Origin of the sequence: Oligella urethralis DSM 7531, assembly GCF_000372065.1 — a bacterium.
Lineage (GTDB): Bacteria > Pseudomonadota > Gammaproteobacteria > Burkholderiales > Burkholderiaceae_B > Oligella > Oligella urethralis.
In genome coordinates this window covers 45756-68848 of record NZ_AQVB01000014.1, presented here as the reverse complement: position 1 = coordinate 68848, position 23093 = coordinate 45756, and the positions used below count along the sequence as shown (strand labels likewise).

Annotated in this window: 28 protein-coding genes; 10 read left to right on the top strand and 18 right to left on the bottom strand. The window is 47.2% G+C overall.

Annotated features, from left to right (window positions below; translation table 11 throughout):
- Nucleotides 1-230 (bottom strand): transposase (locus A3GA_RS0108665; protein WP_018027008.1); only part of this gene is annotated, 230 nt, incomplete at its 3' end.
- Between the two features lie 46 nt (nt 231-276).
- Between A3GA_RS0108665 and bfr (A3GA_RS0108660) the strand changes: the two genes are divergently transcribed.
- A complete protein-coding gene (bfr, locus tag A3GA_RS0108660; RefSeq protein WP_018027007.1) occupies nt 277-729 on the top strand; it encodes a bacterioferritin in 453 nt (150 codons plus the stop codon).
- Between the two features lie 12 nt (nt 730-741).
- The gene (gene bfr, locus A3GA_RS0108655; protein WP_018027006.1) at nt 742-1221 is read left to right on the top strand and encodes a bacterioferritin; all 480 of its coding nucleotides are present in this window, start codon (nt 742-744) and stop codon (nt 1219-1221) included.
- 78 nt (nt 1222-1299) lie between these two features.
- On the opposite strand, the gene A3GA_RS12035 is transcribed toward bfr (A3GA_RS0108655), so the two are convergent.
- Nucleotides 1300-1509 (bottom strand): (2Fe-2S)-binding protein, encoded by a 210-nt coding sequence (locus A3GA_RS12035; RefSeq protein ID WP_081606603.1) that lies wholly within the window; start codon nt 1507-1509, stop codon nt 1300-1302.
- Nucleotides 1510-1816: 307 nt separating this feature from the next.
- On the opposite strand from A3GA_RS12035, the gene A3GA_RS0108650 reads away from it, so the two are divergent.
- On the top strand, nt 1817-2614 hold the full coding sequence (locus tag A3GA_RS0108650; RefSeq protein ID WP_018027005.1) for a TOBE domain-containing protein: 798 nt from the start codon (nt 1817-1819) through the stop codon (nt 2612-2614).
- Between the two features lie 15 nt (nt 2615-2629).
- Here A3GA_RS0108650 and A3GA_RS0108645 read toward each other — a convergent pair whose 3' ends face one another.
- From A3GA_RS0108645 to modA, 4 genes are read right to left on the bottom strand one after another with little or no spacing between them, the layout of a single operon-like run.
- Nucleotides 2630-3058: a TOBE domain-containing protein gene (locus tag A3GA_RS0108645; RefSeq protein WP_018027004.1), complete on the bottom strand. Its 429-nt coding sequence runs from the start codon at nt 3056-3058 to the stop codon at nt 2630-2632.
- Between the two features lie 8 nt (nt 3059-3066).
- Nucleotides 3067-3840 (bottom strand): ABC transporter ATP-binding protein, encoded by a 774-nt coding sequence (locus A3GA_RS0108640; RefSeq protein ID WP_018027003.1) that lies wholly within the window; start codon nt 3838-3840, stop codon nt 3067-3069.
- Between the two features lie 12 nt (nt 3841-3852).
- Nucleotides 3853-4527, bottom strand: coding sequence for a molybdate ABC transporter permease subunit (gene modB, locus A3GA_RS0108635; protein ID WP_018027002.1), 675 nt, complete (start codon nt 4525-4527; stop codon nt 3853-3855).
- Nucleotides 4528-4562: 35 nt separating this feature from the next.
- Nucleotides 4563-5360: a molybdate ABC transporter substrate-binding protein gene (gene modA / locus A3GA_RS0108630; protein ID WP_018027001.1), complete on the bottom strand. Its 798-nt coding sequence runs from the start codon at nt 5358-5360 to the stop codon at nt 4563-4565.
- A gap of 215 nt (nt 5361-5575) precedes the next feature.
- Here modA and A3GA_RS12325 point away from each other — a divergent pair, with 215 nt between their 5' ends.
- Together A3GA_RS12325 and A3GA_RS12445 are read left to right on the top strand one after the other, a co-directional pair.
- Nucleotides 5576-6010, top strand: coding sequence for a hypothetical protein (locus tag A3GA_RS12325; protein WP_018027000.1), 435 nt, complete (start codon nt 5576-5578; stop codon nt 6008-6010).
- Entirely contained in the window at nt 5898-6332 is a 435-nt protein-coding gene (locus tag A3GA_RS12445) for a hypothetical protein (protein WP_081606602.1), read from the top strand. The genes A3GA_RS12325 and A3GA_RS12445 overlap by 113 nt, the downstream gene beginning before the upstream one ends.
- 150 nt (nt 6333-6482) lie before the next feature.
- Here A3GA_RS12445 and A3GA_RS0108620 read toward each other — a convergent pair whose 3' ends face one another.
- Nucleotides 6483-6941 carry a single-stranded DNA-binding protein gene (locus A3GA_RS0108620; RefSeq protein ID WP_244264057.1) on the bottom strand — a complete coding sequence of 153 codons (459 nt, stop codon included), beginning with the start codon at nt 6939-6941 and terminating at the stop codon, nt 6483-6485.
- Nucleotides 6942-7179: 238 nt separating this feature from the next.
- Between A3GA_RS0108620 and A3GA_RS0108610 the strand changes: the two genes are divergently transcribed.
- The 3 genes from A3GA_RS0108610 (at nt 7180) to bamC (ending at nt 9992) form a co-directional block, all read left to right on the top strand.
- Entirely contained in the window at nt 7180-7803 is a 624-nt protein-coding gene (locus A3GA_RS0108610; protein ID WP_018026996.1) for an L-threonylcarbamoyladenylate synthase, read from the top strand.
- A 111-nt stretch (nt 7804-7914) separates the two neighbouring features.
- Nucleotides 7915-8811, top strand: coding sequence for a 4-hydroxy-tetrahydrodipicolinate synthase (dapA, locus tag A3GA_RS0108605; protein WP_018026995.1), 897 nt, complete (start codon nt 7915-7917; stop codon nt 8809-8811).
- A gap of 47 nt (nt 8812-8858) precedes the next feature.
- Nucleotides 8859-9992 (top strand): outer membrane protein assembly factor BamC, encoded by a 1134-nt coding sequence (bamC, locus tag A3GA_RS0108600; protein WP_018026994.1) that lies wholly within the window; start codon nt 8859-8861, stop codon nt 9990-9992.
- A 65-nt stretch (nt 9993-10057) separates the two neighbouring features.
- Here the strand turns inward: bamC and A3GA_RS0108595 are convergent, their stop codons facing one another.
- Nucleotides 10058-10276, bottom strand: coding sequence for a hypothetical protein (locus A3GA_RS0108595; RefSeq protein ID WP_018026993.1), 219 nt, complete (start codon nt 10274-10276; stop codon nt 10058-10060).
- Between the two features lie 187 nt (nt 10277-10463).
- Between A3GA_RS0108595 and A3GA_RS0108590 the strand changes: the two genes are divergently transcribed.
- Both A3GA_RS0108590 and gdhA read left to right on the top strand, forming a co-directional pair.
- Nucleotides 10464-14129: an indolepyruvate ferredoxin oxidoreductase family protein gene (locus tag A3GA_RS0108590; protein WP_018026992.1), complete on the top strand. Its 3666-nt coding sequence runs from the start codon at nt 10464-10466 to the stop codon at nt 14127-14129.
- A gap of 121 nt (nt 14130-14250) precedes the next feature.
- Complete coding sequence (gdhA, locus tag A3GA_RS0108585; RefSeq protein ID WP_018026991.1) at nt 14251-15603, top strand: NADP-specific glutamate dehydrogenase; 1353 nt, start codon at nt 14251-14253, stop codon at nt 15601-15603.
- 86 nt (nt 15604-15689) lie between these two features.
- Here gdhA and A3GA_RS0108580 read toward each other — a convergent pair whose 3' ends face one another.
- The 10 genes from A3GA_RS0108580 to torD are packed head-to-tail and all read right to left on the bottom strand — an operon-like array spanning nt 15690 to nt 23002.
- Entirely contained in the window at nt 15690-16532 is an 843-nt protein-coding gene (locus A3GA_RS0108580; RefSeq protein WP_018026990.1) for a tetratricopeptide repeat protein, read from the bottom strand.
- Nucleotides 16532-16981 (bottom strand): cytochrome c-type biogenesis protein, encoded by a 450-nt coding sequence (locus A3GA_RS0108575; RefSeq protein WP_018026989.1) that lies wholly within the window; start codon nt 16979-16981, stop codon nt 16532-16534. The genes A3GA_RS0108580 and A3GA_RS0108575 overlap by 1 nt, the downstream gene beginning before the upstream one ends.
- Before the next feature lie 16 nt (nt 16982-16997).
- Complete coding sequence (locus tag A3GA_RS0108570) at nt 16998-17540, bottom strand: DsbE family thiol:disulfide interchange protein (protein WP_018026988.1); 543 nt, start codon at nt 17538-17540, stop codon at nt 16998-17000.
- Between the two features lie 2 nt (nt 17541-17542).
- A complete protein-coding gene (locus A3GA_RS11540; protein WP_018026987.1) occupies nt 17543-19498 on the bottom strand; it encodes a heme lyase CcmF/NrfE family subunit in 1956 nt (651 codons plus the stop codon).
- Complete coding sequence (gene ccmE, locus A3GA_RS0108555) at nt 19495-19971, bottom strand: cytochrome c maturation protein CcmE (protein WP_018026986.1); 477 nt, start codon at nt 19969-19971, stop codon at nt 19495-19497. Before ccmE ends, A3GA_RS11540 begins: the two co-directional genes overlap by 4 nt.
- Nucleotides 19964-20152, bottom strand: coding sequence for a heme exporter protein CcmD (ccmD, locus tag A3GA_RS0108550; protein WP_018026985.1), 189 nt, complete (start codon nt 20150-20152; stop codon nt 19964-19966). Before ccmD ends, ccmE begins: the two co-directional genes overlap by 8 nt.
- Nucleotides 20152-20925, bottom strand: a complete 774-nt coding sequence (gene ccmC, locus A3GA_RS0108545) for a heme ABC transporter permease CcmC (RefSeq protein ID WP_026156902.1) — start codon at nt 20923-20925, stop codon at nt 20152-20154. Before ccmC ends, ccmD begins: the two co-directional genes overlap by 1 nt.
- Nucleotides 20926-20929: 4 nt before the next feature.
- Nucleotides 20930-21577, bottom strand: a complete 648-nt coding sequence (locus A3GA_RS0108540) for a heme exporter protein CcmB (protein WP_018026983.1) — start codon at nt 21575-21577, stop codon at nt 20930-20932.
- Nucleotides 21578-21596: 19 nt separating this feature from the next.
- Entirely contained in the window at nt 21597-22256 is a 660-nt protein-coding gene (ccmA, locus tag A3GA_RS0108535; protein ID WP_113062171.1) for a heme ABC exporter ATP-binding protein CcmA, read from the bottom strand.
- A gap of 2 nt (nt 22257-22258) precedes the next feature.
- Nucleotides 22259-23002: a molecular chaperone TorD gene (gene torD / locus A3GA_RS0108530; protein ID WP_244264056.1), complete on the bottom strand. Its 744-nt coding sequence runs from the start codon at nt 23000-23002 to the stop codon at nt 22259-22261.
- Nucleotides 23003-23093: the final 91 nt, after the last annotated feature.

Below are 23093 nucleotides of genomic sequence, written 5' to 3'. Positions count from 1 at the left end.
AGCTCCGGATCGGAGAGGCTATGCCATTGACCCAATAGGACTGCCTTAAACATGGCGAGCACGGGATAACTCGGACGACCTTGTTGAGTCGTCAATCGACGCTGCTTTTGTGAATTGAGGTAGCGTTCAATCGGTCGCCAATCAATCACTTGATCTAACTTAAGCAACGGAAAACGGTCGAGGTGTTTGGCAATACGGGCTTTGGCGGTTTGTTGAAAAAAACTACTCATGGGACTGAAGTAAGAAAGCAAGGAAATAAGCCATATTTTAGGAAGTTTGAGGGGTTATTGCAAAGGTCTCAAGTTATTAGCCGGTGAATTAGCGGCACGTGATCAGTATTTTATCCATTCACGCATGTATGCTGAGTGGGGTTATAACAAGTTATTTGAACGCATCGATCATGAAATGGATGATGAAACAGGTCACGCACATGACTTTATTCGTCGTATTTTGATGCTTGGTGGTACCCCTGTGGCAGCACCTTCAGAAGTTAACATCGGCTCGGATGTGGTGCAGATGCTGAAAAATGACTTGAAACTCGAGTTAGAGGTTCAGGCTAATCTTAAAAAAGGCATTGTGCTTTGTGAAAAGCACCAAGACTATGTGACTCGTCAAATGCTGGTTGAGCAGTTAAAAGACACTGAAGAGGATCATGCACATTGGCTTGAGCAGCAGTTAAACCTCATTGACCATATGGGTCTTAAAAACTACTTACAGAGCCAAGTTTAATAAGGAGCTTGTATGAAAGGCGATCGTCAGGTTATACAGGCTTTAAATAAAACGCTACGAGTGTATTTAACCTCAATTAACCAGTACTTTTTGCATGGTCGCATGCATAAAAACTGGGGCTTTGATGCCTTAGGCAAGCATATCTACAAGGAATCCATTGCTGATATGAAGTTTGCCGACGACATCATTGAACGCATTTTACTGCTAGAGGGTCTGCCAAACTTACAGGATCTCGGTAAGCTTTACATTGGTGAAAGTCCGGTTGAAACCCTTAGCTGCGACATCAAAACCGAAGAGCTTAAGGATGAGGTGCTGATGGAATCGATCAAGCTAGCGGAGGAGTTAGAGGACTTCGTGACGCGTGATCTTTTAGAAAAGCTAAAAACGCATAATGAAGACCACTGGGACTGGCTACAGATGGAGCTTGAGCTGATCGAGGAGCTTGGCACAGAAAACTATCTACAAACCGTGGTAGAAAGAACGCCCGAATAGCGTATTTAAAGCCAACACAAAAATAGCCGAGATAAATTATTATCTCGGCTATTTTACTGCTTACAAACTGAAATCTAACTAGAGTTTAACTGTCTCGCTCAAATCACTCACTTCCACTGAACGTAGCTGAGGGTTTTTGAGATAGGAACTCGCTACCTCAGCACAGCAGCCACAGCAGGTCGCTACACCTAATTCCGCCTGCAAGTCACTGAATGAGTTTACTGTGCCTGCTGCCACACTCTCCTGAATCTGGCGATCTGTAATGGCATTACAAAGACAAACGTACATAAAGTCTCCCCCTGAAACAGTACTATACTGCTGATGCTTCTATGCTTGCGGCCTATCACTAACAACTAAATCAAAAGCTACTGCAAATAGAAGATCGACTCAGATTAAAATATATCATTGTGTTCATCATTAAAACTATACATAATGATAACGGTTCTCATTATCAAACTCAAGTACTACCGGTCTTTTTTACAACAAATGAGTGACACTACTTATTGAGACATACAATCGCTCTTCACTCTCACTGATAAGCCAAAAGCCATCAAAAATGCTAGCATATAGCATAGTAACTGAGCAATTTATAGTCATGAGTCAAAGCAATCAAAATCACGATGATGCTATCCGCTTTCAAGGTCGCTTTTGGATTGAGCGCCATCATGGTACCTTTTTAGGCCCTGGTCGGATTGAGCTATTGGAACAAATCGAATCAGGTCGTTCCATTGCCGAAGCCGCTCGACAACTTGGCATGGGCTATAAAACGGCATGGGATATGCTAAATGCGATTAATACCCTCGCGGATGAACCGGTGGTGATTAGTATTAAGGGTGGTCGACGAGGTGGCGGCTCTCGCATCACTGACTATGGTAAAAAGTTGATTGCATTTTATCGTCACATTGAAAGTGAATACCAGGCGATGCTGATATCCCTAGAGCAGCGCTACGCTAATATTAATGATTTTGCCGTTGAGCCAAGTCCACGCTTGCAACTTCGTACCAGTGCTAGAAATCAGCTATCGTGTAGTATCCAAGCCCTAGAAAAACGGGGACATCGTATTATGGTGCGCTTAAATCTGGGCGCAGCGCAAGAAATTCAGGCCATGATTACCCAAAAAAGCATTGATGAAATGAAGCTTTCTGTAGGTCAACAAGTCTTTGCGCTAATTAAAGCACCCATGATCTCGCTCAGTCAAGACAGTACAGAGGCCTTAGAGGGCGTACTAGAGGCAGTTGATCGAGATGAGGCAGGCGGGGCTGAACTACTAATTCATCTTAAAAGCGGTCAAACCATCGCTGCCATGATTGATGATGCATCCCAAGCCCCAGAATGCGGCGCAACCGTTTACGCCGCCTTTGATCCTAAGCAGGTGATTATTGCCACCTTTTAATCAGTTGATGGCTGTTTAGACCTTGGTGCCAACAATCACGTGTGAGGCCTTGATAATAGCTGTCGCCTTAACACCGGGTGCTAAGCCTAAATTATCCACACTTTGATTGGTCACAATGGTCGTAATCACCATGCCCGGCGCTACTTCAAGTGCTACCTCAGCATTCACTGCGCCCTTATTTAATTCGGTCACGGTACCGGTTAATTGATTACGCGTTGAAAGCTTAACACCTTCTAAGTCTGTTGCTAGAATCACCGACGAAGCCTTCACCAAAGCAAAGGCTTTAGCACCCTCAGTGAGGCCTAAATGCGCCGTACTTTCTTTAGTGATAATGGCTGTGATTAAAGCACCATTAGCAATTTCGAGTGTCACCTCGTCATTAACTGAACCGGAAGTGATGGATTTTACGGTACCTTCAAATTGATTGCGTGCGCTGGTTATCATAAACTCTCCTAAAGCTTAAAACTATCAAAATCTCTTTGACAGGCGTCCATAATTTGTTGCCAAGCGTGCTCTTTGCCAAGCTTCGCTTGCATCTGACGGAAAGGCAGACGCTCGCTAATGACGCCTCGCCCAAAGAGAATTATATGATCAGCCAATGCCTTGATATCCTCTAAATCATGGGTAATCATCAGCATCGGCACATTAAATCGCTCTTGTATTTGAGCTAATTCCTCGCGCATTCTAACACGCAACATCACATCAAGCGCTGACAGCGGTTCATCTAATAATAACAGATCTGGCTCGGTTAATAAGGCTCTTCCCAACGCCACGCGCTGACGCTGCCCACCAGATAATTGACTCGGCAAACTGTAGGCCAAATCGGCTATACCTAAAGTCTCCAGCATGGTCATGGTTTTTTCTTTAGCGGCTGCGCCAAGCGGCAAAGGCCAGTGACGCAGGGAGTAAGCGGTATTTTCCAAGACATTCATGTGGGGGAAAAGTGCGTAATCCTGAAACACAATACCAATACGTCGTCGATGCGGTGGCACAAAAATATTTTTTTCGCTATCAAATAGCACTCGATCAGCGAGTTTTATAAAGCCTTTGCTCGGTCGAATCAATCCAGCAATCACCTGCAATGTTACGCTTTTACCGCAACCCGAGGGGCCAAAAACCACCGTACGATCCGTGGCTGTCTCAAACTCCACCGACATAGGGAATTCACGCTTATTTCTGCCCGATTTTTGCTTAAGATTGAGCTCAAACTTAACGCTTAAATGCATCGTTCTAGTCCACTAACGCTTCGGTGCCAAGCAATAACCGGATGCCGCAAGAATAGTCACGCACACAACAGATATCAGCAGCACTAAAGCGTTTGCGCGGAAATCATCACCTGCCTGTACCGCATCATATACCGCCATCGACAAGGTTTGCGTGCGCCCTGGCAAATTACCAGCAAGCATTAAAGTCGCACCAAATTCGCCCATTGCGCGGGCAAAGGCTAATAAGACACCGGCGGTAATACCGCGCGCTGCCAGCGGTAAACTCACCCGAAAAAACACGCCAAGTCCTCTGGAACCCAGCGTGCGTGCCGCATATTCGAGATTTTTCTGTACATCCTCAAAGGCCGCCCGTGCCGATTTAAAGACTAAGGGGACTGCTACTACCGTCGCAGCCACCACTGCGCCCTGCCAAGTAAAGACCAGCTGTAGACCAAAGACCTTTTCTAACCACGGACCAAAAGTACCGCGACGTCCAAACAGCACCAATAGATAATAACCTAGGACGGTTGGCGGTAAGACCATAGGCAAGGTAAGTATCGCATCCACCACGTTTTTTCCGAAAAAGTTAAAACGGGCTAGGACCCACGCAAAAATAATACCCAAGAGAAAGGCGAAAAACGTTGCGTAGATAGACACCTTAAGCGTCAGCTTTAAGGCGTTTAAGTCTTGAGGACTAAACCACTCCATGCAATACTACCTTGTTGTAACGGCTATCAATCAAACTACTTATCCATGTCCTTAATAGGAATAAAGCCGTACTTCGCTAAAATCGCCTGACCCTCATCGGATAGGACATAAGCAATAAAATCAGCAGAAACTTTAGATTTAGTCTGTGTGGTTTCAGCGATAGGATAAACGATAGGATTAGGTACCCACTCACCAGCTTTTTCACCAGCAGCCACCGTAGGGATAACTAAAGCCACGTTTACCTTATCCTCATCCTGCTTGGCATCGGTAGAAAATACAAAGCCTGCTTCAACTTCACCACGGCTCACGTAGCTCAAACTCTGACGCACGTTAGATGCAAGTACTAATTTAGGCTCAACCTTTTCCCATAGACCCTCTTTTTGCAGGGCGGCACGCGCATAACGAGCATTAGGCGTGGTATCCGGATTACCCATCGCAATATGCTCAACATTATCCGCTGTTAATTGCTCTAATGAATCAAAGCTAAGCTTACTATCTTTAGGCACAATCAATACCAAGCCATTGCCGATAAAATCGACACGGCTATCCTTTTTGACCATACCCTCTTCCACGGCCTTATCCATGGTTTGCTGATCAGCTGAGGCAAACACATCCACCGGTGCGCCCTGAAGAATCTGCTGCAATAACGTACCTGAAGCACCGAAGTTGAACTCTACTTTGTGCTCAGGATTTTTAGCTTCAAAGGCTTTACCGAGTTCGGTATAAGCATTTGTCAGGCTAGCAGCAGCAGAAACCGCAATCGTATCCGCCACCGCAAGTGGAGAAATCAAAACAGCACCAAGTGCTGCCATTGAAAGTAAAGTACGCTTCATCTAAAAGCTCCTAATCGAATTAAGGGGGAATCGAATTAAGGGGGAATGATGATGGCGGGTAAAAACCATCAGCATACGATATATTAATCAAAATATATCACTATCAAACTATCTACCAATAATGGTATTTTATGATATGTGACATTCAAAACGCAATCATTTCAATATATTTTTAAAAATATATCGAGTTCGATATTAATCCTTAGGATAGATAGATGATTTATATGCCAGATAGTTTGCTTGAGTATTACTTACTTGAAGATATCAGTATGGGCGACCTAACGACCCGCAGCCTTGGCCTACACGGAAAACTAGGCCGGATGACATTTACTAATCGCCGGCCCACAACCACAAGCGGCATTAAACTGTCCGAGCGTCTTTTAAACAAACTCGGGTTAAAGGTCACCGCAGCGCTTGCAGATGGCATGAATATCACTGAGCCGCAAGTACTTTTGTGTGCAGAGGGTGATATCGCCGCCCTGCATCAAGGCTGGAAAGTGGTACAAAACATCCTCGAATGGAGCTGTGGTGTGGCCCATGCTGCCTCTGAACTGGTACAACAAGCACGCACGCAAAACCCACAGCTACAAATCGCCTGCACCCGCAAAAGCATCCCCGGCACTCGGCTGTTGGCTACCGCAGCCCTTTGATTGGCAGCAGCATATTGAACAATTACGTCACAGCGCGCCCGAGAAAAAAATCATGGTAGAAGCGGACAACATGAGCGAAGCGGAACTAGCTATCAAAGCAAAGCCCGACATCATCCAACTTGATAAATTCAGCCCACAGCAGATCCTTGAAGCACTGAATCTAGCAGCACAACAAGGATTTCGGGGGCAACTCATTGCCGCTGGCGGTATTAAGCTCAGCAACATCCAGGACTATGCAGCCACGGGAGTACCTGTGCTAGTCACCTCCTCACCCTACTATGCTAAGCCTGCTGATATTAAGGTCACGCTTAAGCCTAACTAAGCCTATAGTGCTCAAATAAACAGCAACGGGTACAACCATCTGAGCCTCGTTGCGCCATACAACAGAAGCTTAAGCCATGCGACGATTGCTAAGCATTGCGCTAGTGGGAAGGCATCAGCAATCGTCGCCCCCAATACCACTAGCTCACAACTAATTTACGCTCTCTTGCGCATCCTCCGCAAATGGCGACGATTCCTCATTCTCAAAAAACTCCGATATCCCATCTTCAAATTCAATCGCTTCGGACTCCATCGCCTGACTGCGATTTTTTGACCAAATCATCTTAAGCTCGCGCGCATGGACCTCGCAAATCGTCCTCACCACACCCTCATCATCCGTGTATTGACGATTTTTAATGCGTCCACGCAACCATAGCTTATCGCCGACATCCATATAGTCACTGACGCGCTTTGCTAGGGCACCCTTAAACAACACCGTATGCCATTGGGTATCACTCAATAAAGCGCCATTACTACGATCGCGCCACTTCTCAGTGGTTGCCAATGAAACCCGTAAGTGCGGCTTACCATCTTGAAAATATCTAAGCTCCGGCTGATGACCTAAATTACCCATCAAAACAACTTCATTAATGCAAGATGTCATATCCATCTCCTCTACTGTCGGATTAAAAAAGGCGCGGCTCGCTGAGTTGCTAGCTCATGGACTGCGCCAAGGCTGATGCCTCATTTATCACTTTAGAGCAAAGAGCGCGCGTTGCCATCTGTAGGCGGAGCTATTTGTCCACCCTAACAGTAAGCGCTATTGAAGCAAATTTAGGTCTAGCAATCTTGATTTGATTAATTTAAGATGAATGGTATTGTTCACAACAACCACAAGAGGATATGCGATGGCTATTGTATATGAACTACACCCCGACGATCCGCAACAACGACTCATCAACCAAGCCGCCGGGCTATTAGCGAATGGCGGTATTTTAGCCATACCGACGGATTCCAGTTATGCCCTTGTTGCCCGCTTAGATGATAAAAACGCCGCCGACAAATTACGTTCTCTACGCGGTTTAGACGATCGCCATCACTTGACGCTAATGTGCCGCGATTTATCAGAGATTGCCAAATTTGCTCATGTGGATAATCAACAATACCGTCTATTAAAATCAGCCACCCCAGGTCCTTGGACCTTTATTTTAGAAGCGACCAAGGACGTGCCGCGCCGGGTACACCATCGTTCTCGTAAAACCATTGGCATTCGTGTACCCGCTCATAAAGTCACGCTGATGCTTTTGGAAACCCTGGGTGAGCCACTGTTAGCCACCACCTTTATCGCCCCTGAGGAGAACGAACCTTTTACCAATATCGAGGACTTTGCTGCAGAGTACAAGCACGAGCTTGCTGGTATTATCGATGCTGGTCCATGTCGTGGCGTTGGTACTACCGTGATCGATTTAACCCAAAACCCGGCAGAGATTGTGCGTCGAGGCTCCGGCGACCCAGCCGCCATTGGTCTATAGCTTATTAGCTAGTGCCCCGATTTTCTTTATTTTAAGATGAATTTTTCATGTAAACTAAGGGGTTAAGACTATTATTCAGTTTCATACGTTTTGTTATTTAAGGATGTGATTATGTCAAGCAACTCTTACCCCGTTTTTAGGGGCAGTATCCCGGCGCTAGTGACGCCGATGCTCCCTAATGGCGATGTAGACTATGAGGCTTTTAAAAAGCTGATTGATTGGCATGTTGAGGAAAAAAGTGATGGTCTGGTAGTGATTGGCACTTCCGGTGAGTCGCCCACGATTAACTTTGAAGAGCATGCCGCCCTACTTTCTACTGCGGTAGAGTTTGCTGACGGTCGCATCCCGATTATTGCCGGCGTGGGCGGTAATAGCACCAAAGAGGCCTTGCAGTTAACGATTGACGCGCAAAAGGCCGGTGCCCAAGCGGGCTTATCCGTGGTCCCCTATTACAATAAGCCAACCCAAGAGGGTCTGTATCAGCATTTTAAATACATTGCTGAACATAGCGAGCTACCCATTCTTTTATATAATGTGCCTGGCCGCACCGTCGCCGACATGTCAAATGACACGATTCTGCGCTTAGCCGAGGTGCCCGGCATTATTGGTATCAAGGACGCGACGGGTGATATTTCACGCCTCGGTCAGCTGATGAAGTATAAGCCAGCCGATTTCCAAATTATGAGTGGTGATGATCCAACGGCGGCCGCCTTGATTTTATTGGGCGGTCAAGCCAATATCTCAGTTACGGCAAACGTCGCACCACGTCTTATGCATGAATTGTGTTGTGCGGCACTAGCGGGTGATTTACCCAAGGTGCGCGAATTAAATGCTAAGCTTTCAACACTTAATAAAGTGCTCTTTGCTGAAGCCAACCCAATTCCGGTTAAGTACGCTTTAGCCAAGATGGGCAAGACGCAGTTAGGCTATCGCTTGCCCTTGGTTGAGCCTAGCGAGGCGACTAAGACACTGGTGGATGCGGCGCTCAAAGAAGTCGGTCTTATTTAATATCTATTTAATGGTCTAAAAAGCCTTTCCATAAGGAATTACCATACATGCTAAAACTGCACACAAAATTTCGTTTCTTGGTCTTAGCTACCGGTGCAACTGTGGCAATTACTGGTTGTAGTTCAGTCCAAGACTTACTGACTCAAGATCAAGTTGACTATAAGAGCACGGTGCGCGGCGATCCGTTAAGCTTACCGCCCGATCTATCTAACGCCCAAATCAGTAATCCCCAATACAGCCTGACTGGCGGCACGGCGTCTGCACGAGTTTATAATGAAGCACAGCAAAAAGCCGCTGCCAATCAGGGGGTCAATGTACTGCCAGAGGTTGCCGGCATGAAGGTGATGCGTAGTGGCGATACCCGTTGGTTACAGATTAATGCCGATGCCAATGATGTGTACCCACGTCTAGTTTCTTTCTGGAACAACGAGGGCTTTACCATTAATCGTGATAATCCTCAAGCAGGTATTATTGAAACTGACTGGGCTGAAAACCGTGCCAAGATCCCTGGCAACTTCTTACGTCGTGCCCTAGGCTCCATTATTGATATGGTGTCTGACAGTGGTGAGCGTGAGCGTTTTACTACCCGTCTTGAGCGTAATGGCAATCAGACCGAGATCTACATCAACCACCAACGCATGGTTGAAACAGCGATGGATCGCGACGCCACCACCTTTAGATGGCTGCCTGCCGAAGAGGACCCAGGCTTAAACGCCGTGATGCTATCACGTTTAATGGTCTATCTTGGTGCTGAGGAGGAACGCGCTCGTAACGCTGTGCGTGAAGCGCAGGTCGTCGGTGCGACAGCACAAGCACAAGAGCAGTTACTGACCCCAGTCGATGGACAAAGCGCCTTAAGCTCATCGCTTTCCGCAGATGATACTTGGCGTCGTGTCGGCAACGCCCTGCATAGCGCCGGTTTTACCATTGATCAATCCGATCTGGCTGAGGGTAGCTATGTGGTACGTTATCTAGATACGGATACGGGTGAAAAGCGTCAGGCTGGTAACTTTATCAGTCGCCTCTGGGGTGATCACGGCAATATCACGCCACTACCCTACACCGTCAAAGTGACTCCACAAGCTGGTGGTTCAATGATTTCCGTGTATAACCAACAAGGCCAGCCGGAAAACTCACAAACGGGTAAACGTATCCTACGCGTGATTAGCGAACGCTTCTAGTGCCCACATACTAATCAGCGTTTTTATCAAGCTCCGTTCGCTTAGGCGACGGAGCTTTTTGCTGCTTATGATGACTCTCCAGGACCTTTGTGATTTGACTTGCTTAATTGAATCAAAGCATGAATCATTAGCAGTAACAATACCAATAAAAAGGCGCTCATAAAGCCTATCAAAATGTTTTGACTGAGAATCCAAAACACCACCGTTAATAACAGCACACAAAGCATCCAACGACGACTAACCCAAGCAAAAAAGCTCACCACTTGGCGCTTCAACTTACTCATCCCTAACCCATCTCTTTTTAAATCAAGCAAACAACAAATTGTTACTCATATAGAAGTTTTCGGCTTAACCCTAATAAAAAAAATCTTTTGAATCACGCATAATATGGGACGGCCATTCACAAGATGGCAAAGATTATAAACGCAATTTTACCCATTTTGCGTAGATCAGTTTTAGGAGACCCTACGGATGAATAAAGCAATTCATAATCCGTTTGATGATGCTACCTCCACGGTAGACATACAAGAGACAGACACAGCTCAAGACACGGTAGATAGTGCTGCCTTGAGCTGCCAGTTAGCACCCGGCCACGAGGAAATTACCTTAGACACCAAGTACACCGCACGTTCAGGGCGTGTCTTTATGAATGGTACCCAGGCCTTGGTCAGACTTCCCCTGATTCAAAAGCTGCGAGATGAGCAAGACGGTCTTAACACCGCCGGCTTTATTTCCGGTTATCGCGGTTCGCCCTTAGGCAATGTTGACTTAGCGCTATGGTCTGCTAAAAAGCACCTCGAAGCGCATGATATTGTGTTCCAGCCAGGGCTTAATGAAGACTTAGCAGCCACCAGTGTTTGGGGCACGCAGCAATTAAATTTATTCCCTGAGGCGACACGCGAAGGCGTATTTGCGATGTGGTACGGTAAGGGACCCGGCTTAGACCGTTCCATGGATGTGTTTAAGCATGCGAATAACGCCGGTACGGGCAAGCATGGTGGCGTGCTATTAATCGCCGGTGATGACCATGGTGCAAAATCCTCCACCGTCGCTTATCAGTCAGAGCATATCTTACAAGCTGCCGGTATCCCGGTCCTCTACCCTTCTAGCGTACAAGAGTATTTAGACTACGGCATCCACGGCTGGGCCATGAGCCGTTATTCTGGTCTATGGGTGAGCATGAAGTGCGTCACCGATGTAGTGGAGTCCAGTGCTTCCGTTGACATTGATGTAAATCGAGTACAGCCAATTTATCCTGAGGATTTTGAATTACCAGCAGACGGTTTAAATATCCGCTGGCCTGATACACCATTAGCACAAGAAGAACGTCTTAATAACTACCGTTGGTACGCTGCCCTTGCCTATGTACGTGCCAATAAAATTGACCGTATTGTGTTTGATTCACCTAATGCTAAATTCGGCATTATGACCGCCGGTAAGGCCTACCTGGATGTGCGTCAGGCCTTAATTGACTTAGGTTTAGACGAAAAAAATTGTACTACCCTTGGTATTCGCCTCTATAAGGTAGGCTGTGTCTGGCCCCTAGAGGCACAAGGGGCGCGCGAGTTTGCGACGGGTTTAGATGAGATTTTAGTCGTTGAAGAAAAACGTCAAATTATGGAGTATGCCATTAAGGAGGAGCTCTATAACTGGCGTGATGATGTACGTCCTGAGGTCTATGGTAAGTATGATGCCAAGGACGGTGGTGGCGGTGAATGGTCGGTACCGCGTGGGCCTTGGTTACTACCGCCAAATGCCGAATTATCGCCAGCCATTATTGCCAAAGCCATTGCTCAACGTCTATTAAAGCGTGAGATACCGGCAGAAATCCGTGCCACCATTGAGGCACGCATTGCCATTATCCGCGCCAAGGAAAAGGATGCGGCCCGTATCTCTGTGGTGAGCGAGCGCAAGCCTTGGTTCTGCTCTGGCTGTCCGCACAACACCTCAACTCGGGTACCTGAAGGCTCCCGTGCCGTTGCGGGCATTGGTTGCCACTATATGACCATCTGGATGGATCGCAATACCGACACCTTTACCCAAATGGGTGGTGAGGGCGTGACGTGGATTGGCCAACAGCATTTTACTAATACCAAGCACATTTTTGCCAATCTCGGCGATGGTACTTACTTCCACTCAGGCATTCTGGCCATTCGTGCCGCCATCGCCGCTAAGGCTAATATCACCTACCGGATTCTATACAATGACGCTGTTGCCATGACGGGTGGACAGCCAGTCGACGGCACCCTGACGGTCCCCATGATTAATGCCAGCTTGGTTGCCGAAGGGGTAAAAAAGGTGGTGATTGTCACGGACGAGCCTGAAAAATACAAAGGCGTTTCATTAGTTAATAACCCAGAAATTCGTCACCGTGATGATTACGATGCGGTCATGGAGGAAATGCGTAGCACGCCTGGTACTACCATTATCATCTACGACCAAACCTGTGCCACCGAGAAGCGTCGCCGCCGTAAGCGTGGCACCTACCCGGATCCGGCGCGCCGTGTCTTTATTAATGATGAGGTTTGTGAGGGCTGCGGTGATTGCAGTGTAAAATCGCATTGCTTATCGGTTGAGCCCTATGAAACACCGCTCGGCACCAAGCGTCAGATTAATCAATCGAGCTGTAATAAGGATTTCTCGTGTTTGAAGGGTTTTTGCCCAAGCTTTGTCACCGCTGAAGGTGCACAAATGATCAAGCCCAAGGTTGACGGCACCAGTCTGCCTAGCCTTGATAAAAACCTGCCCGCACCACAACTACCGGCCATTGACCGTGCTTTCAATATTCTAGTACCCGGCGTGGGTGGTACTGGCGTAGTAACAGTGGGTGCGATTTTAGGCATGGCGGCGCATTTAGAGTGTAAAGGCGTACATGTGTTGGATATTACCGGTCTTGCCCAAAAAGGCGGGGCGGTGATCAGTCACGTACAAATCGGTGAACAACCCGCAGATCTCTATGCCACACGGATTGGTATTGGTGAGGCAGATGTGATTTTAGGTTGCGATTCCTTGGTTGCAGCCTCTAAGGAAATTACCTCCAAAGCACAAAAAGGCCGCACCTGGGGTGCAATTAACCAGGCTAAAACGCCAACCGCAGAGATTATTGCCAACCGCAAATGGCGTTATCCAAGCAAAATCACAGAGCATGACATCCAAGATGTCCTCGGTGAAGATAATGTGCTGTTCTTTGACGCCAATCGTATGGCTTTAAAGCTACTAGGCGACACCATCTACGCCAACCCACTCTTGATGGGCTTTGCTTGGCAACATGGCAAAATCCCGCTTCATTACGAAAGCATTATGCGTGCCTTTGAGCTGAATAATGTCGCCGTGGATAAAAATAAAGAGGCCTTTGAATGGGGCCGTCATCTAGCGGTTCACGGCACCGATTCAGTTGTACCGGCCGCAGCTGAGGCACAGCTGAACATTGCAGATGAGCAAGGCCGCTCGACCCAAGCCATTCACTTTGCGGAAAACTTAGATGGTTTAATTGAGCGTTTAACTAAGCGTTTAGTGGACTATCAAAACCAAGCCTATGCCGATCGCTTTACGCAGGCGGTGGCTGCCGTGCGCGAGGTAGAACAGCGTGTTGCTGGTAAGCACGCCCGCCGTCTGACACAAACGGTGGCGCGTAATCTGCATAAGCTGATGGCTTATAAGGATGAGTACGAGGTGGCTAGGCTCTACTTAAGACCAGAGTTCTTTGAGCGCTTAAGACGTCAGTTTGAGGGTGAGCCTGGTAAAGACTATCAGCTTTATGTACATCTCTCGCCCCCGAGCTTAAAGCTTAAAGATGGTGAGGGTGCGCCGCGCAAGAAAAAGTTCGGCCCCTATATCTTTACCCTCTTTAAGGTGCTGAGCAAACTGAAGTTCCTCCGCGGTACCGCCTTTGACCCCTTTGGTAGACATCCAGACCGGGTCTTAGAGCGTCGACTGATCACGGATTATTTGACCATGCTAGATCAACTCAAATTATCACTCAATGAGAATAACTATGACCTAGCCTTGGAATTAGCCAATTATCCGGATGATATTCGCGGTTATGGCCACATCAAAGAGAAATCGGTTAAGGCAATGGAGCAAAAACGCGAGACGTTGCTAAAACAATTAATTTCCGGGAGAAATTTAGCCGCATAAGCCATTTTACTTGCACAAAAGTAGCTTAAAATAGGAAAATGGATCGTTGGATAAGGATAGATATAGATGCATTTTATCTATCTTTATCCACGGCCTTTTAATCTATTTTCCTATCACTATCATGAGCTATTTAGAAAATACTTTCACTCGATTTCACAAAATTAACCCGCATGAACCAGAGTTCACACAAGCGGTACACGAGGTTCTGGAGTCCTTAGAGCCTTTATTTGCTCGTGAGTCAAAATACGAAGATAATGGTATTTTAGAGCGCATTGTTGAGCCGGAGCGACAAATCGTTTTCCGTATTGCTTGGACTGATGATAGGGGTCGGGTTCGCGTTAACCGCGGCTTTCGTGTGCAGTCCAACTCAGCCTTAGGCCCGTACAAGGGCGGTCTTCGCTTCCACCCTAGCGTGTGCTCCAGTGTGATTAAGTTTTTAGGCTTCGAACAAATTTTCAAAAATGCACTCACTGGTTTAGCCATTGGTGGCGCCAAAGGGGGTGCAGACTTTGACCCCAAAGATAAATCCCCTGCTGAAATTATGCGTTTCTGCCAGGCCTTTATGACAGAGCTTTATCGCCATATCGGTGCGACCATTGATGTGCCTGCGGGTGATATTGGTGTAGGCTCACGCGAAATCGGCTATATGTTTGGTCAGTATAAGCGTCTCACCGGTCACTACGAGGGTGTACTGACTGGTAAGCGCCCGCTTTGGGGTGGTTCCTTAGCACGCACCGAGGCCACGGGCTATGGCTGCGTTTATTTTGCACAAAACATGCTCAAAGCCCATAATAAGGACTTAGAAGGTCGCATCTGTACCGTTTCCGGTGCCGGTAACGTAGCCATTTACACCATTGAAAAGCTGCAACAATTAGGCGCCATTCCAGTGACGTGTAGTGATTCCAGAGGCTTTATTTGGGATAAGCACGGCATCAACCTAAATACGCTTAAACGTCTCAAAGAAGGGGCCAATGAGAGCCTAGAAAGCTATCTTAAATACCGTCCAGATGCTGTGTATACACCTGTTGAGGACTATCCAGAGGGTCGAAATCCAGTGTGGTCGGTGCCTTGTGAATTAGCCTTTCCTTGCGCAACGCAAAATGAGCTTAATGAGCATGACGCAGAAACACTCTTAGCCAATGGCTGTATCTTGGTTTCAGAGGGCGCCAATATGCCAAGCACGCCTGAAGCGGTGCATAAATTCTTACAGGCAAAAATCCTCTATGGTCCAGGTAAGGCGGCTAATGCCGGCGGTGTCGCCACCAGCCAACTGGAAATGGCACAAAACGCAAGTATGCAACAATGGACTTTTGAAGAGGTTGATCACCGTCTCCGAATCATTATGGAAAATATTTACCGCCAATGCGCTAATACCGCTGAGGAGTTCGGTGAACCACATAACTTGGTTTTAGGTGCTAATATTGCCGGCTTCCGCAAAGTGGCCGATGCCATGATTGAACAAGGCGTGTATTAAGCGGAGTGCTTAGCTGACTTCGGCAATCTCAAAAGCGCTGCCCTGAATCATCAGAGGCAGCGCTTATCGTCTGATTCAAGACTCAATTAGTGCGGCTTTGCCCCGCTCACTGGGGCACCTAACATAAAATCAGGATGCCCTGAGCCTGAGCTGGGGCGAGTCCCAGTCGCAGGCGAACCCATCACGGACTCCGACATCATACTGCCCATGGCACCACTCGGATGGCCCCCACCCGCACCAAATATATCCGCCTCACGCTGTTTGATTAATTCAGCATAGGCTTCCGGATCACTAGCGGCTAATTTGGCTTCCTCAAGCTGCTCTTTAATCCAGATTTTATCTTCTTCTTGGATGCTTTTATCGGCTAATAATCGCTCCCAACTTTTGATCGCTTCAGCGTAATTACCCTGCTGGAACATGGCCCCACCTAAGAGCATCAAGGCATCAGGGTTATCCGCCTCCAGCGCCAATGCCTGACCGATCAACTCCAATGGCTTACCTTCAAAGCCACCGCGGTAAATAGCTAGGGCACCGGCAAAAAGGGCCAAATTATTCGGATCCTTTTCGATTAAGGGCCAAGCCTTACCAAAACGAGCGACAGACTCCTCGTAACGACCCATTGCCCGATAACTATGCGCTAACATCAACTGCCCCTTGTAGTCTTCAGGATTGGCCTCCACGCGCTGTTCTAACAAGGACACCGCATCAATAAACTGCGCGACATTACCCGTTCGCTCAAAAGTGGCCGCCGGATCCCGTTGATCCTTAAGATAAAGAAAGTAAAATACCCCACCGGCTATCAAGGGGATCACTAAAAAGCCCAAATACCAACTACGACCACTTTCTTTAGGTCGTAAACGCAAAAACAATACACTACAAATAAGCAGCGCTAAAATGACGCCGACAATAATCCAATAAGAACTATTCATTATTCTGCTGACTCCGAATCTCGCATATTTAAACCCTTACCCTGTTGACGGATGGTTCTGATTAAAAGCACTAACATAAGGCCTAACACCAGAGCAGGGCCCACCCATAATAAAAAAGTAGTGCTATTAAAGGCGGGTTTGTAATTAATAAATTCACCATAACGCTCAACCATATGCTGCACGATCTCCTCATCACTTTTGCCTAAGCTAAGCTGTAAGCGAATCTCTGCCTTCAGATCATCGGCCAGCCCCGCGCCCGAATCTGCGATGGATTGATTTTGACAGACTAAACAACGTAAATTCTTCGCCAACTGATGCTCACGTTGCTCCAGTTCCGGACTTAAGGTGATTGGTGCCATGCCCTCCTGAGCCTGCGCAGTTAGGGTCATTAAACTCAAAACAGCCGCAAAAAGGAGGCTTAATAATGTATGATTAAATAATTTTTTCATATCAAAATGACAACAATTAATCTGCCTGCTGTTGCGCTAAGGCACGCCGTACCGCTGGTAACAAATCCTGCGTCCAACTCTCTTCATCCAAAGCACCCACATGACGATGTGTAATGATGCCACGCTCATTAATCACAAAGGTTTCAGGCACACCATAAACACCCAAATCCAAGCCCAAACGACCCTGTTCATCTTGTAAGCTAAGACGATAAGGATCACCCCAGTCACGCAACCAACGTAAGGCTGGGCCACTTTGATCCTTATAATTCAAACCCACCAAGGCCACATTCTCGGGTAATGGCTGTTCAACAAAAATTTTATGCTCGTATTGACACGCCTCACACCAAGATGCCCAAACATTCAACACAAAAACCTGTCCACGAAATAAGGATTGATCATAGCGTTGATTTTGATTTTTCAACGACGGTAAATTAAATGCTGGCATCGCCTTACCGACCAAGGCCGATGACAGCGGCTTTTGCTCCCTACCCAAGCCTATCGCCAATAACAGTACTAGGGCGCCCAATAACAATAAGGGCCAAAAACGTTTAAGCCACATACTTACTCCGTTTGCTGTCGCTGCGTGTTCATCTTTGGACGCCGTAGCCCTTTAAAGGACAGTAAAGCGGCTAAGGCCATCATCATAAACCCAGCCCAGACCCAATTCATTAAAGGTTTATAATAAAAACGAATGGTCCAAGGACTAGTTTCAAAATCCGTGCCTTGCATCTCGCCCAAACTCATATATAAATCACGGAATACACCCCGATTAATCGACGTTTCTGTGGTCGGTTCGCCACCGGAAAAATACTGCCGCTTCTCTGGCCGTAGGCGTGCCAATAGCTTATCATCTTCCCACACCTCAAAATGCCCGATAAGCGAATCAAAATTAGGGCCGACCTTACCCTCTAGGTGCATAAAGCGAATCTCATAGTGCTCGATCTGTAGGCTTTGACGCGGATAAATCACCCGATTATATTCGACGGCATAGTTTTTAGCTGCTAAGGCGCCGATCACAAAAATTGCCAAGCCCAAATGCCCTAAATTCATGCCTATAAAATGTAACGGCAACTTCCACAGTGGTTGCTGGTTCCGTCGCATCCGATCAATTAACAAATAAATTGAGGCAAAAGCTACCCACCAGGCCGTTGTAAAACCTAGACCTAGCCACCAAGAAAAATCCTCCCACCACATTGGCATGCTCATACCAATGCAGCTGGCTGGTACTAGCGGAATAATTAAATCCTTAGACATACGTGCAACGCTGTCATACTTCCAACGGGCAAAAATAGCCAGCGGTATCAGCAATAACAACAATAACCACAAGGGTGCAAGCACCGACTCAAAATACGGTGCGCCTACCGAGAACTGACCAAGTTGAAAAGCTTCGGTAAGAAGTGGAAATAAAGTGCCCACCATCACGCTGACACAGGAGACCACCAGCAACACATTATTCAGCAGCAATAACGACTCGCGCGAAAATAAGGCAAAACCTTGTGCATTTTCCTGTAGTTTCGGAGCACGCCAAGCATACAGTGTTAAAGCCGCACCTATCACCACACATAAGAAGATTAAAATAGCGACCCCGCGAGTCGCATCGCTAGCAAAGGCATGCACCGAGGTTAACACACCTGAACGCACTAAAAAAGTACCCAATAAAGCCAAGGCAAAGGAGGCAATGCTTAATAAAATGCTCCAATGGCGGAATACCTGCCGTTTTTCTGCCACCAACAAGCAATGAATCAATGCGGTCAAACAAAACCAGGGCATTAAGGAGGCATTTTCCACTGGGTCCCAGAACCACCAACCACCCCAGCCTAGTTCATAATAGGCCCACATACTGCCGATTAAAATCCCAATCGATAAAAAGCCCCAAGCCGCCAATGCCCACGGACGACAACTGGCTGCCCAAGCTCTTCCCGCATCACCGCTAATTAAAGCGGCTAAGGATAAGGCAAAGACATGGGTTGTACCCACATAGCCCAGATATAAAAAGGGCGGATGGATAACCAAACCGATATCTTGCAATAAAGGATTTAAATCAGCCCCCTCAGGTGGTGCGGGTTCAATTAACTCAAAGGGACTGGAACCGGCCAAAATAAACAGCAAAAAACCGCTCATCACTGCGCTCAACACGCCCAATGCATTCAGTGCCATGCTTGCTGATAAAGCCCTGGCCCAACGCAAAAACACTTGATTCCAGATACCTAAGAGCAGCGCCCAGAATAAGAGCGAACCCTCATGGCCACCCCAAGCCGCTGAGATTTTATAAAACACAGGCAATTGACTATTCGAATGCTGAGCCACATAGCGCACATAAAACAGATCATTCAACAGCACAACGATGAGGGCAATAAAGGCGATTAGAACCAGTAAATTAGTGAGACTGCCACTTAGTCTAACCAAGGGCATCAGCACCTGTCGCTTCGCTGCCGCATAAAAGGCAGCAACAGCGGCAAACAATGAAAACATGAATCCTAGCAATAAGGCAAAGCTACCTAAATTCACCCAAATCATTGCGTCTCCCCTGCCTTAGATCCCTCAAGCGGGAGCGCACCACCAGTATATTGCTGATGCATCGTGGAGGCAGCTTTTTCTACCTCAGGAGGCATGTAGTTTTCATCGTGCTTAGCAAACACCCGTTGAGCGATAAATCGCTCACCATTCCACTCTCCTTCAAGCACTGCCCCCTGCCCCTCACCAAAGAGATCTGGCAATAAACCCTCATAGCTGACTGGAATCGCATCGCCATCATCAACCAACTCGAAGTCAATTTGTACCGAGTCCTTGTGCTTGACTAAACTGCCTGGTCTTACTAAACCACCGACACGCACGTACTGATGGGGGGCGACTTTGTGCGCCCGCACCTCGCTAGGCGTGTGAAAGAACACCATATTATTGCGTAAGGCATTAACCACTAAAACAGTACAAGCAATTAAACCAAGCACAAATACCAACACCCAAAGCAATCGCTTTTGTCGCTTATTCATTGAACACCTTTTTTGAAGCTAAGCGCTGAATTCTACGAACACGCTTCCGTGTTTTCTGCTTTAATTGCCTCAGGGACAGCCCCTCGACGACTAGCATCAACACGCACAATAAAACAACAGACCAGACATATACCCCATGACCACCCATGGTTAAAAACTCATTGACGGATTGCCAGTGCATTAATGACCCTCCTTCGCCAAGATGATTTGCTGTGCCCAATCGCTATGGGCATATTTATTTAAGAGCAGCCAACGCGCACGCGCCAAAATCATACCAATCGCATAGGCCCACGCCGCAAAGCTCATAAAAAGCAAGGCATATAACATATCGGGATGAATCGAAATGCCACGGCTCATGGTGATACTGGCGCCTTGATGTAAGGTATTCCACCAAATGACGGAGAAATAAATAATCGGCACATTCACGACCCCAACAATAGACCACAGCGCAGCCACTAAGTTCGCTCTTTGCTCGCTACGAATACTTTGCAACAAAGCAATTAAACCCAAATACAGAAACAATAACAATAACATGGCGGTTAAGCGCGCATCCCAGACCCAATAAGTACCCCACGTTGGTTTACCCCAAATGGCCCCACTCAGCAACGACAATAAGCACATCAAGGCCCCTGTAGGTGCCATAGCGCGCACCAATAAAATGGAAGTATGGGTGCGCCAAACCAAATAAATAATGGACCAAAAAGCCATCGCCACATAAATAATCATTGCCATCCAACTGCTGGGCACATGCAGAAACATGATTCGATAGCTATTACCCTGTACTGCATCTAAGGGCGCAAATAAAAAGCCGTAAACACAACCAATGATACCAAGCACGATGGCAATGCTCCAAGCCACGACTGCGCCACGTTTAGCAAAGCGCTCAAAGTACAGAGGACTGGCAAAACGACGCCAAGTGCTCGGTTGAGCTGAGGATTGATTGAAAGAGCTCATGTGTTTATTCATAGGTAGTTTTAAGCGCAAAACGCGATGCCCATGGAAAAAATAACCAAGAAAATAAAGCGCAAGCGATTAATAATTGCAAGTGGGCTAAATAATTCTGCTCATCTAAGGCCCCTGCCGCAAAAATCAGCGCAGGAACACACAGCGGAATATACAACAAGGCGGGCAATAAACTTTGCGATAAACCCACCGTCAACGCCGCCGCTAAGGTACCGATCGCTGTGAGAATCAAGCTAAAAAAGCACAATAAGGGCAAAACCAGAACAAATTGTTCAAACTCAAAATGATACTGTAGCGCTAATAACAAGGCCCCGAGTAATAAAGGCACGCAAATGCACAACCAGTGCGCAAGCATCTTACTATAAATAAAGTAAACCGCATCAATCGGCGACAACAACATTTGCGCTAAATTACCATCTTGAAAATCGTCCTCAAAGATCAGTGAAAGTGATAATAAATTAGCTAATAAAGCTGCAATCATCATCACGCCTAAGCCGATTTGTCGCAAAAACGCCGGCTCGCCACTGATGGCTAAAGGAAATAAGGCTGCTACCAATAACAAAAAGAAAACGCTTCGGTATATCGCTGAACGATTTTTGAGCATCAATCGCACTTCATGCGCAGTCAATGATAAAAACAACATCACGCCGCTACTCCCTCTCTCATACCGTGCCCGATAACCGCAATGTATGCACCGGCAAGGTCTGACATTGCTCGGTGTGACTCACCAAAATGGCCGCCCCACCGGTAGCGATATGCTCAGCTATCCAATGTTCAAGACGCTCAACCGCTAGCTGATCCAGGGAATTAAACGGCTCATCCAGAAGCCACAAAGCCCGTTGTCCAAATAAACGCAGTCGCGCTAAGGCGATTTGCTTTTTTTGACCTTGGGATAAGAAGGCAGCCGGCTCATCTAACAGTGCTAACAGCTCCACTTCCTCAGCCCACGTCAAAAGTTGTGCTGTCGAGAAGCGACTATTAGCCCACAGGGCTTGTCGCTCGATATTCTCACGCACGCTCAACCTCAGATTCACCGCCGTTTGTTGACGGCAATAGTGAAAGCACGCACGGCGCCTTGCGAGAGCCGGAGCAAAAACACCGTCCCGGGACGCTTGAGCGCCTGCTTCATACCAAAGCACCTCACCGCTATCAGCGCTCGTTAAACCGACTAAAACATCCAATAAGGAGCTTTTACCACTACCGTTCGGGCCACGTAGATGCCACAGCTGCGACGGGTAAATCTCAAAGCATAGCTGCTCAAAAAGCAATCGGTCTCGGCGCCTAAGACTCAGGTCTTGTGCCTTTAATAATGCCTTTGCCACGATTAGTGGAGGGTCTGCTTGTGACTCGGGGAGGCTGAAACTGCTGTATCGTCTTCAGTCAGCGCTTGCTCATTCGCAGGCTCATAACGCATGGCTTGGGCATCAGCACGCACATAGCTTAAGAGTAACTGACCCATGGCAGGATAAAAGGTATAACGCAAATGTGGAATTTGTTCGAGCCGTTCTGCCCACTGCGGCAACCAAGAAAGCAAGGCCTCGCTGAGGAATTCATACTGCTCATTGACCTGACGTTCAATCTCGTGCGGATCGTTTAACTCGGCCACCTCGCTACACCAATCCGCCATCACCGCCAAATAAACCACCAAATGATCAGCCGGTTCTCTGAAATCCTCGTGCAACTGCAACTGATTCCCTTGTAAAAAATCACTCATGCGCTGATTGGCTTCGCCGTAAAGCAACTTTTCTTCACTCAAATAATAGGAGGCATAGGGTAAGGCGGATTGACGACTATCCAACAAAAAGCAGGAGGCAAAATCCGCCATTAGCTCAATGCGCTCATCCTCTGTTCCCTCAAGTGTTGAGGTAAAAGCTTGCAAGCGTGCCACTTCCTGCTCGAAACCAATATGCTCAAGCACTGCCAATAAGCTATCTAGCTGTGCGCTGCTATAAAAGGCAAAGGCCTGTTTTGATAACTCGCTCGCAAAAGCGCCAGCAAACCAGCCATAAAAAGCGGCGCGTTGTTGGTTGATTTGTTTCCAGTGTTGTTCTAGCTCTAAATCCATCATTTGCTTAGCGTAAAAATAGAAAATCCAGCCTGTTGTTAGCGGATAATGTAATTGAATGCTTCAGTCACAAAAGGCTGCGCCACTTGTGCAG

Coding starts and splice junctions, on each gene's coding strand:
- A3GA_RS0108575 (WP_018026989.1), bottom strand. CDS start 16,981: ATGAAAAAATTATTTAATCATACATTATTAAGCCTCCTTTTTGCGGCT.
- A3GA_RS11540 (WP_018026987.1), bottom strand. CDS start 19,498: ATGATTTGGGTGAATTTAGGTAGCTTTGCCTTATTGCTAGGATTCATG.
- torD (WP_244264056.1), bottom strand. CDS start 23,002: ATGATGGATTTAGAGCTAGAACAACACTGGAAACAAATCAACCAACAA.
- A3GA_RS0108590 (WP_018026992.1), top strand. CDS start 10,464: ATGAATAAAGCAATTCATAATCCGTTTGATGATGCTACCTCCACGGTA.
- ccmE (WP_018026986.1), bottom strand. CDS start 19,971: ATGAATAAGCGACAAAAGCGATTGCTTTGGGTGTTGGTATTTGTGCTT.
- A3GA_RS12035 (WP_081606603.1), bottom strand. CDS start 1,509: ATGTACGTTTGTCTTTGTAATGCCATTACAGATCGCCAGATTCAGGAG.
- modB (WP_018027002.1), bottom strand. CDS start 4,527: ATGGAGTGGTTTAGTCCTCAAGACTTAAACGCCTTAAAGCTGACGCTT.
- gdhA (WP_018026991.1), top strand. CDS start 14,251: ATGAGCTATTTAGAAAATACTTTCACTCGATTTCACAAAATTAACCCG.
- dapA (WP_018026995.1), top strand. CDS start 7,915: ATGTCAAGCAACTCTTACCCCGTTTTTAGGGGCAGTATCCCGGCGCTA.
- bfr (WP_018027006.1), top strand. CDS start 742: ATGAAAGGCGATCGTCAGGTTATACAGGCTTTAAATAAAACGCTACGA.
- ccmC (WP_026156902.1), bottom strand. CDS start 20,925: ATGAGCTCTTTCAATCAATCCTCAGCTCAACCGAGCACTTGGCGTCGT.
- A3GA_RS12445 (WP_081606602.1), top strand. CDS start 5,898: ATGCTGCCTCTGAACTGGTACAACAAGCACGCACGCAAAACCCACAGC.
- A3GA_RS0108640 (WP_018027003.1), bottom strand. CDS start 3,840: ATGCATTTAAGCGTTAAGTTTGAGCTCAATCTTAAGCAAAAATCGGGC.
- A3GA_RS0108580 (WP_018026990.1), bottom strand. CDS start 16,532: ATGAATAGTTCTTATTGGATTATTGTCGGCGTCATTTTAGCGCTGCTT.
- ccmD (WP_018026985.1), bottom strand. CDS start 20,152: ATGCACTGGCAATCCGTCAATGAGTTTTTAACCATGGGTGGTCATGGG.
- A3GA_RS12325 (WP_018027000.1), top strand. CDS start 5,576: ATGATTTATATGCCAGATAGTTTGCTTGAGTATTACTTACTTGAAGAT.
- A3GA_RS0108595 (WP_018026993.1), bottom strand. CDS start 10,276: ATGAGTAAGTTGAAGCGCCAAGTGGTGAGCTTTTTTGCTTGGGTTAGT.
- modA (WP_018027001.1), bottom strand. CDS start 5,360: ATGAAGCGTACTTTACTTTCAATGGCAGCACTTGGTGCTGTTTTGATT.
- A3GA_RS0108620 (WP_244264057.1), bottom strand. CDS start 6,941: ATGGATATGACATCTTGCATTAATGAAGTTGTTTTGATGGGTAATTTA.
- A3GA_RS0108610 (WP_018026996.1), top strand. CDS start 7,180: ATGGCTATTGTATATGAACTACACCCCGACGATCCGCAACAACGACTC.
- A3GA_RS0108540 (WP_018026983.1), bottom strand. CDS start 21,577: ATGTTGTTTTTATCATTGACTGCGCATGAAGTGCGATTGATGCTCAAA.
- A3GA_RS0108570 (WP_018026988.1), bottom strand. CDS start 17,540: ATGTGGCTTAAACGTTTTTGGCCCTTATTGTTATTGGGCGCCCTAGTA.
- A3GA_RS0108645 (WP_018027004.1), bottom strand. CDS start 3,058: ATGATAACCAGCGCACGCAATCAATTTGAAGGTACCGTAAAATCCATC.
- bamC (WP_018026994.1), top strand. CDS start 8,859: ATGCTAAAACTGCACACAAAATTTCGTTTCTTGGTCTTAGCTACCGGT.
- A3GA_RS0108650 (WP_018027005.1), top strand. CDS start 1,817: ATGAGTCAAAGCAATCAAAATCACGATGATGCTATCCGCTTTCAAGGT.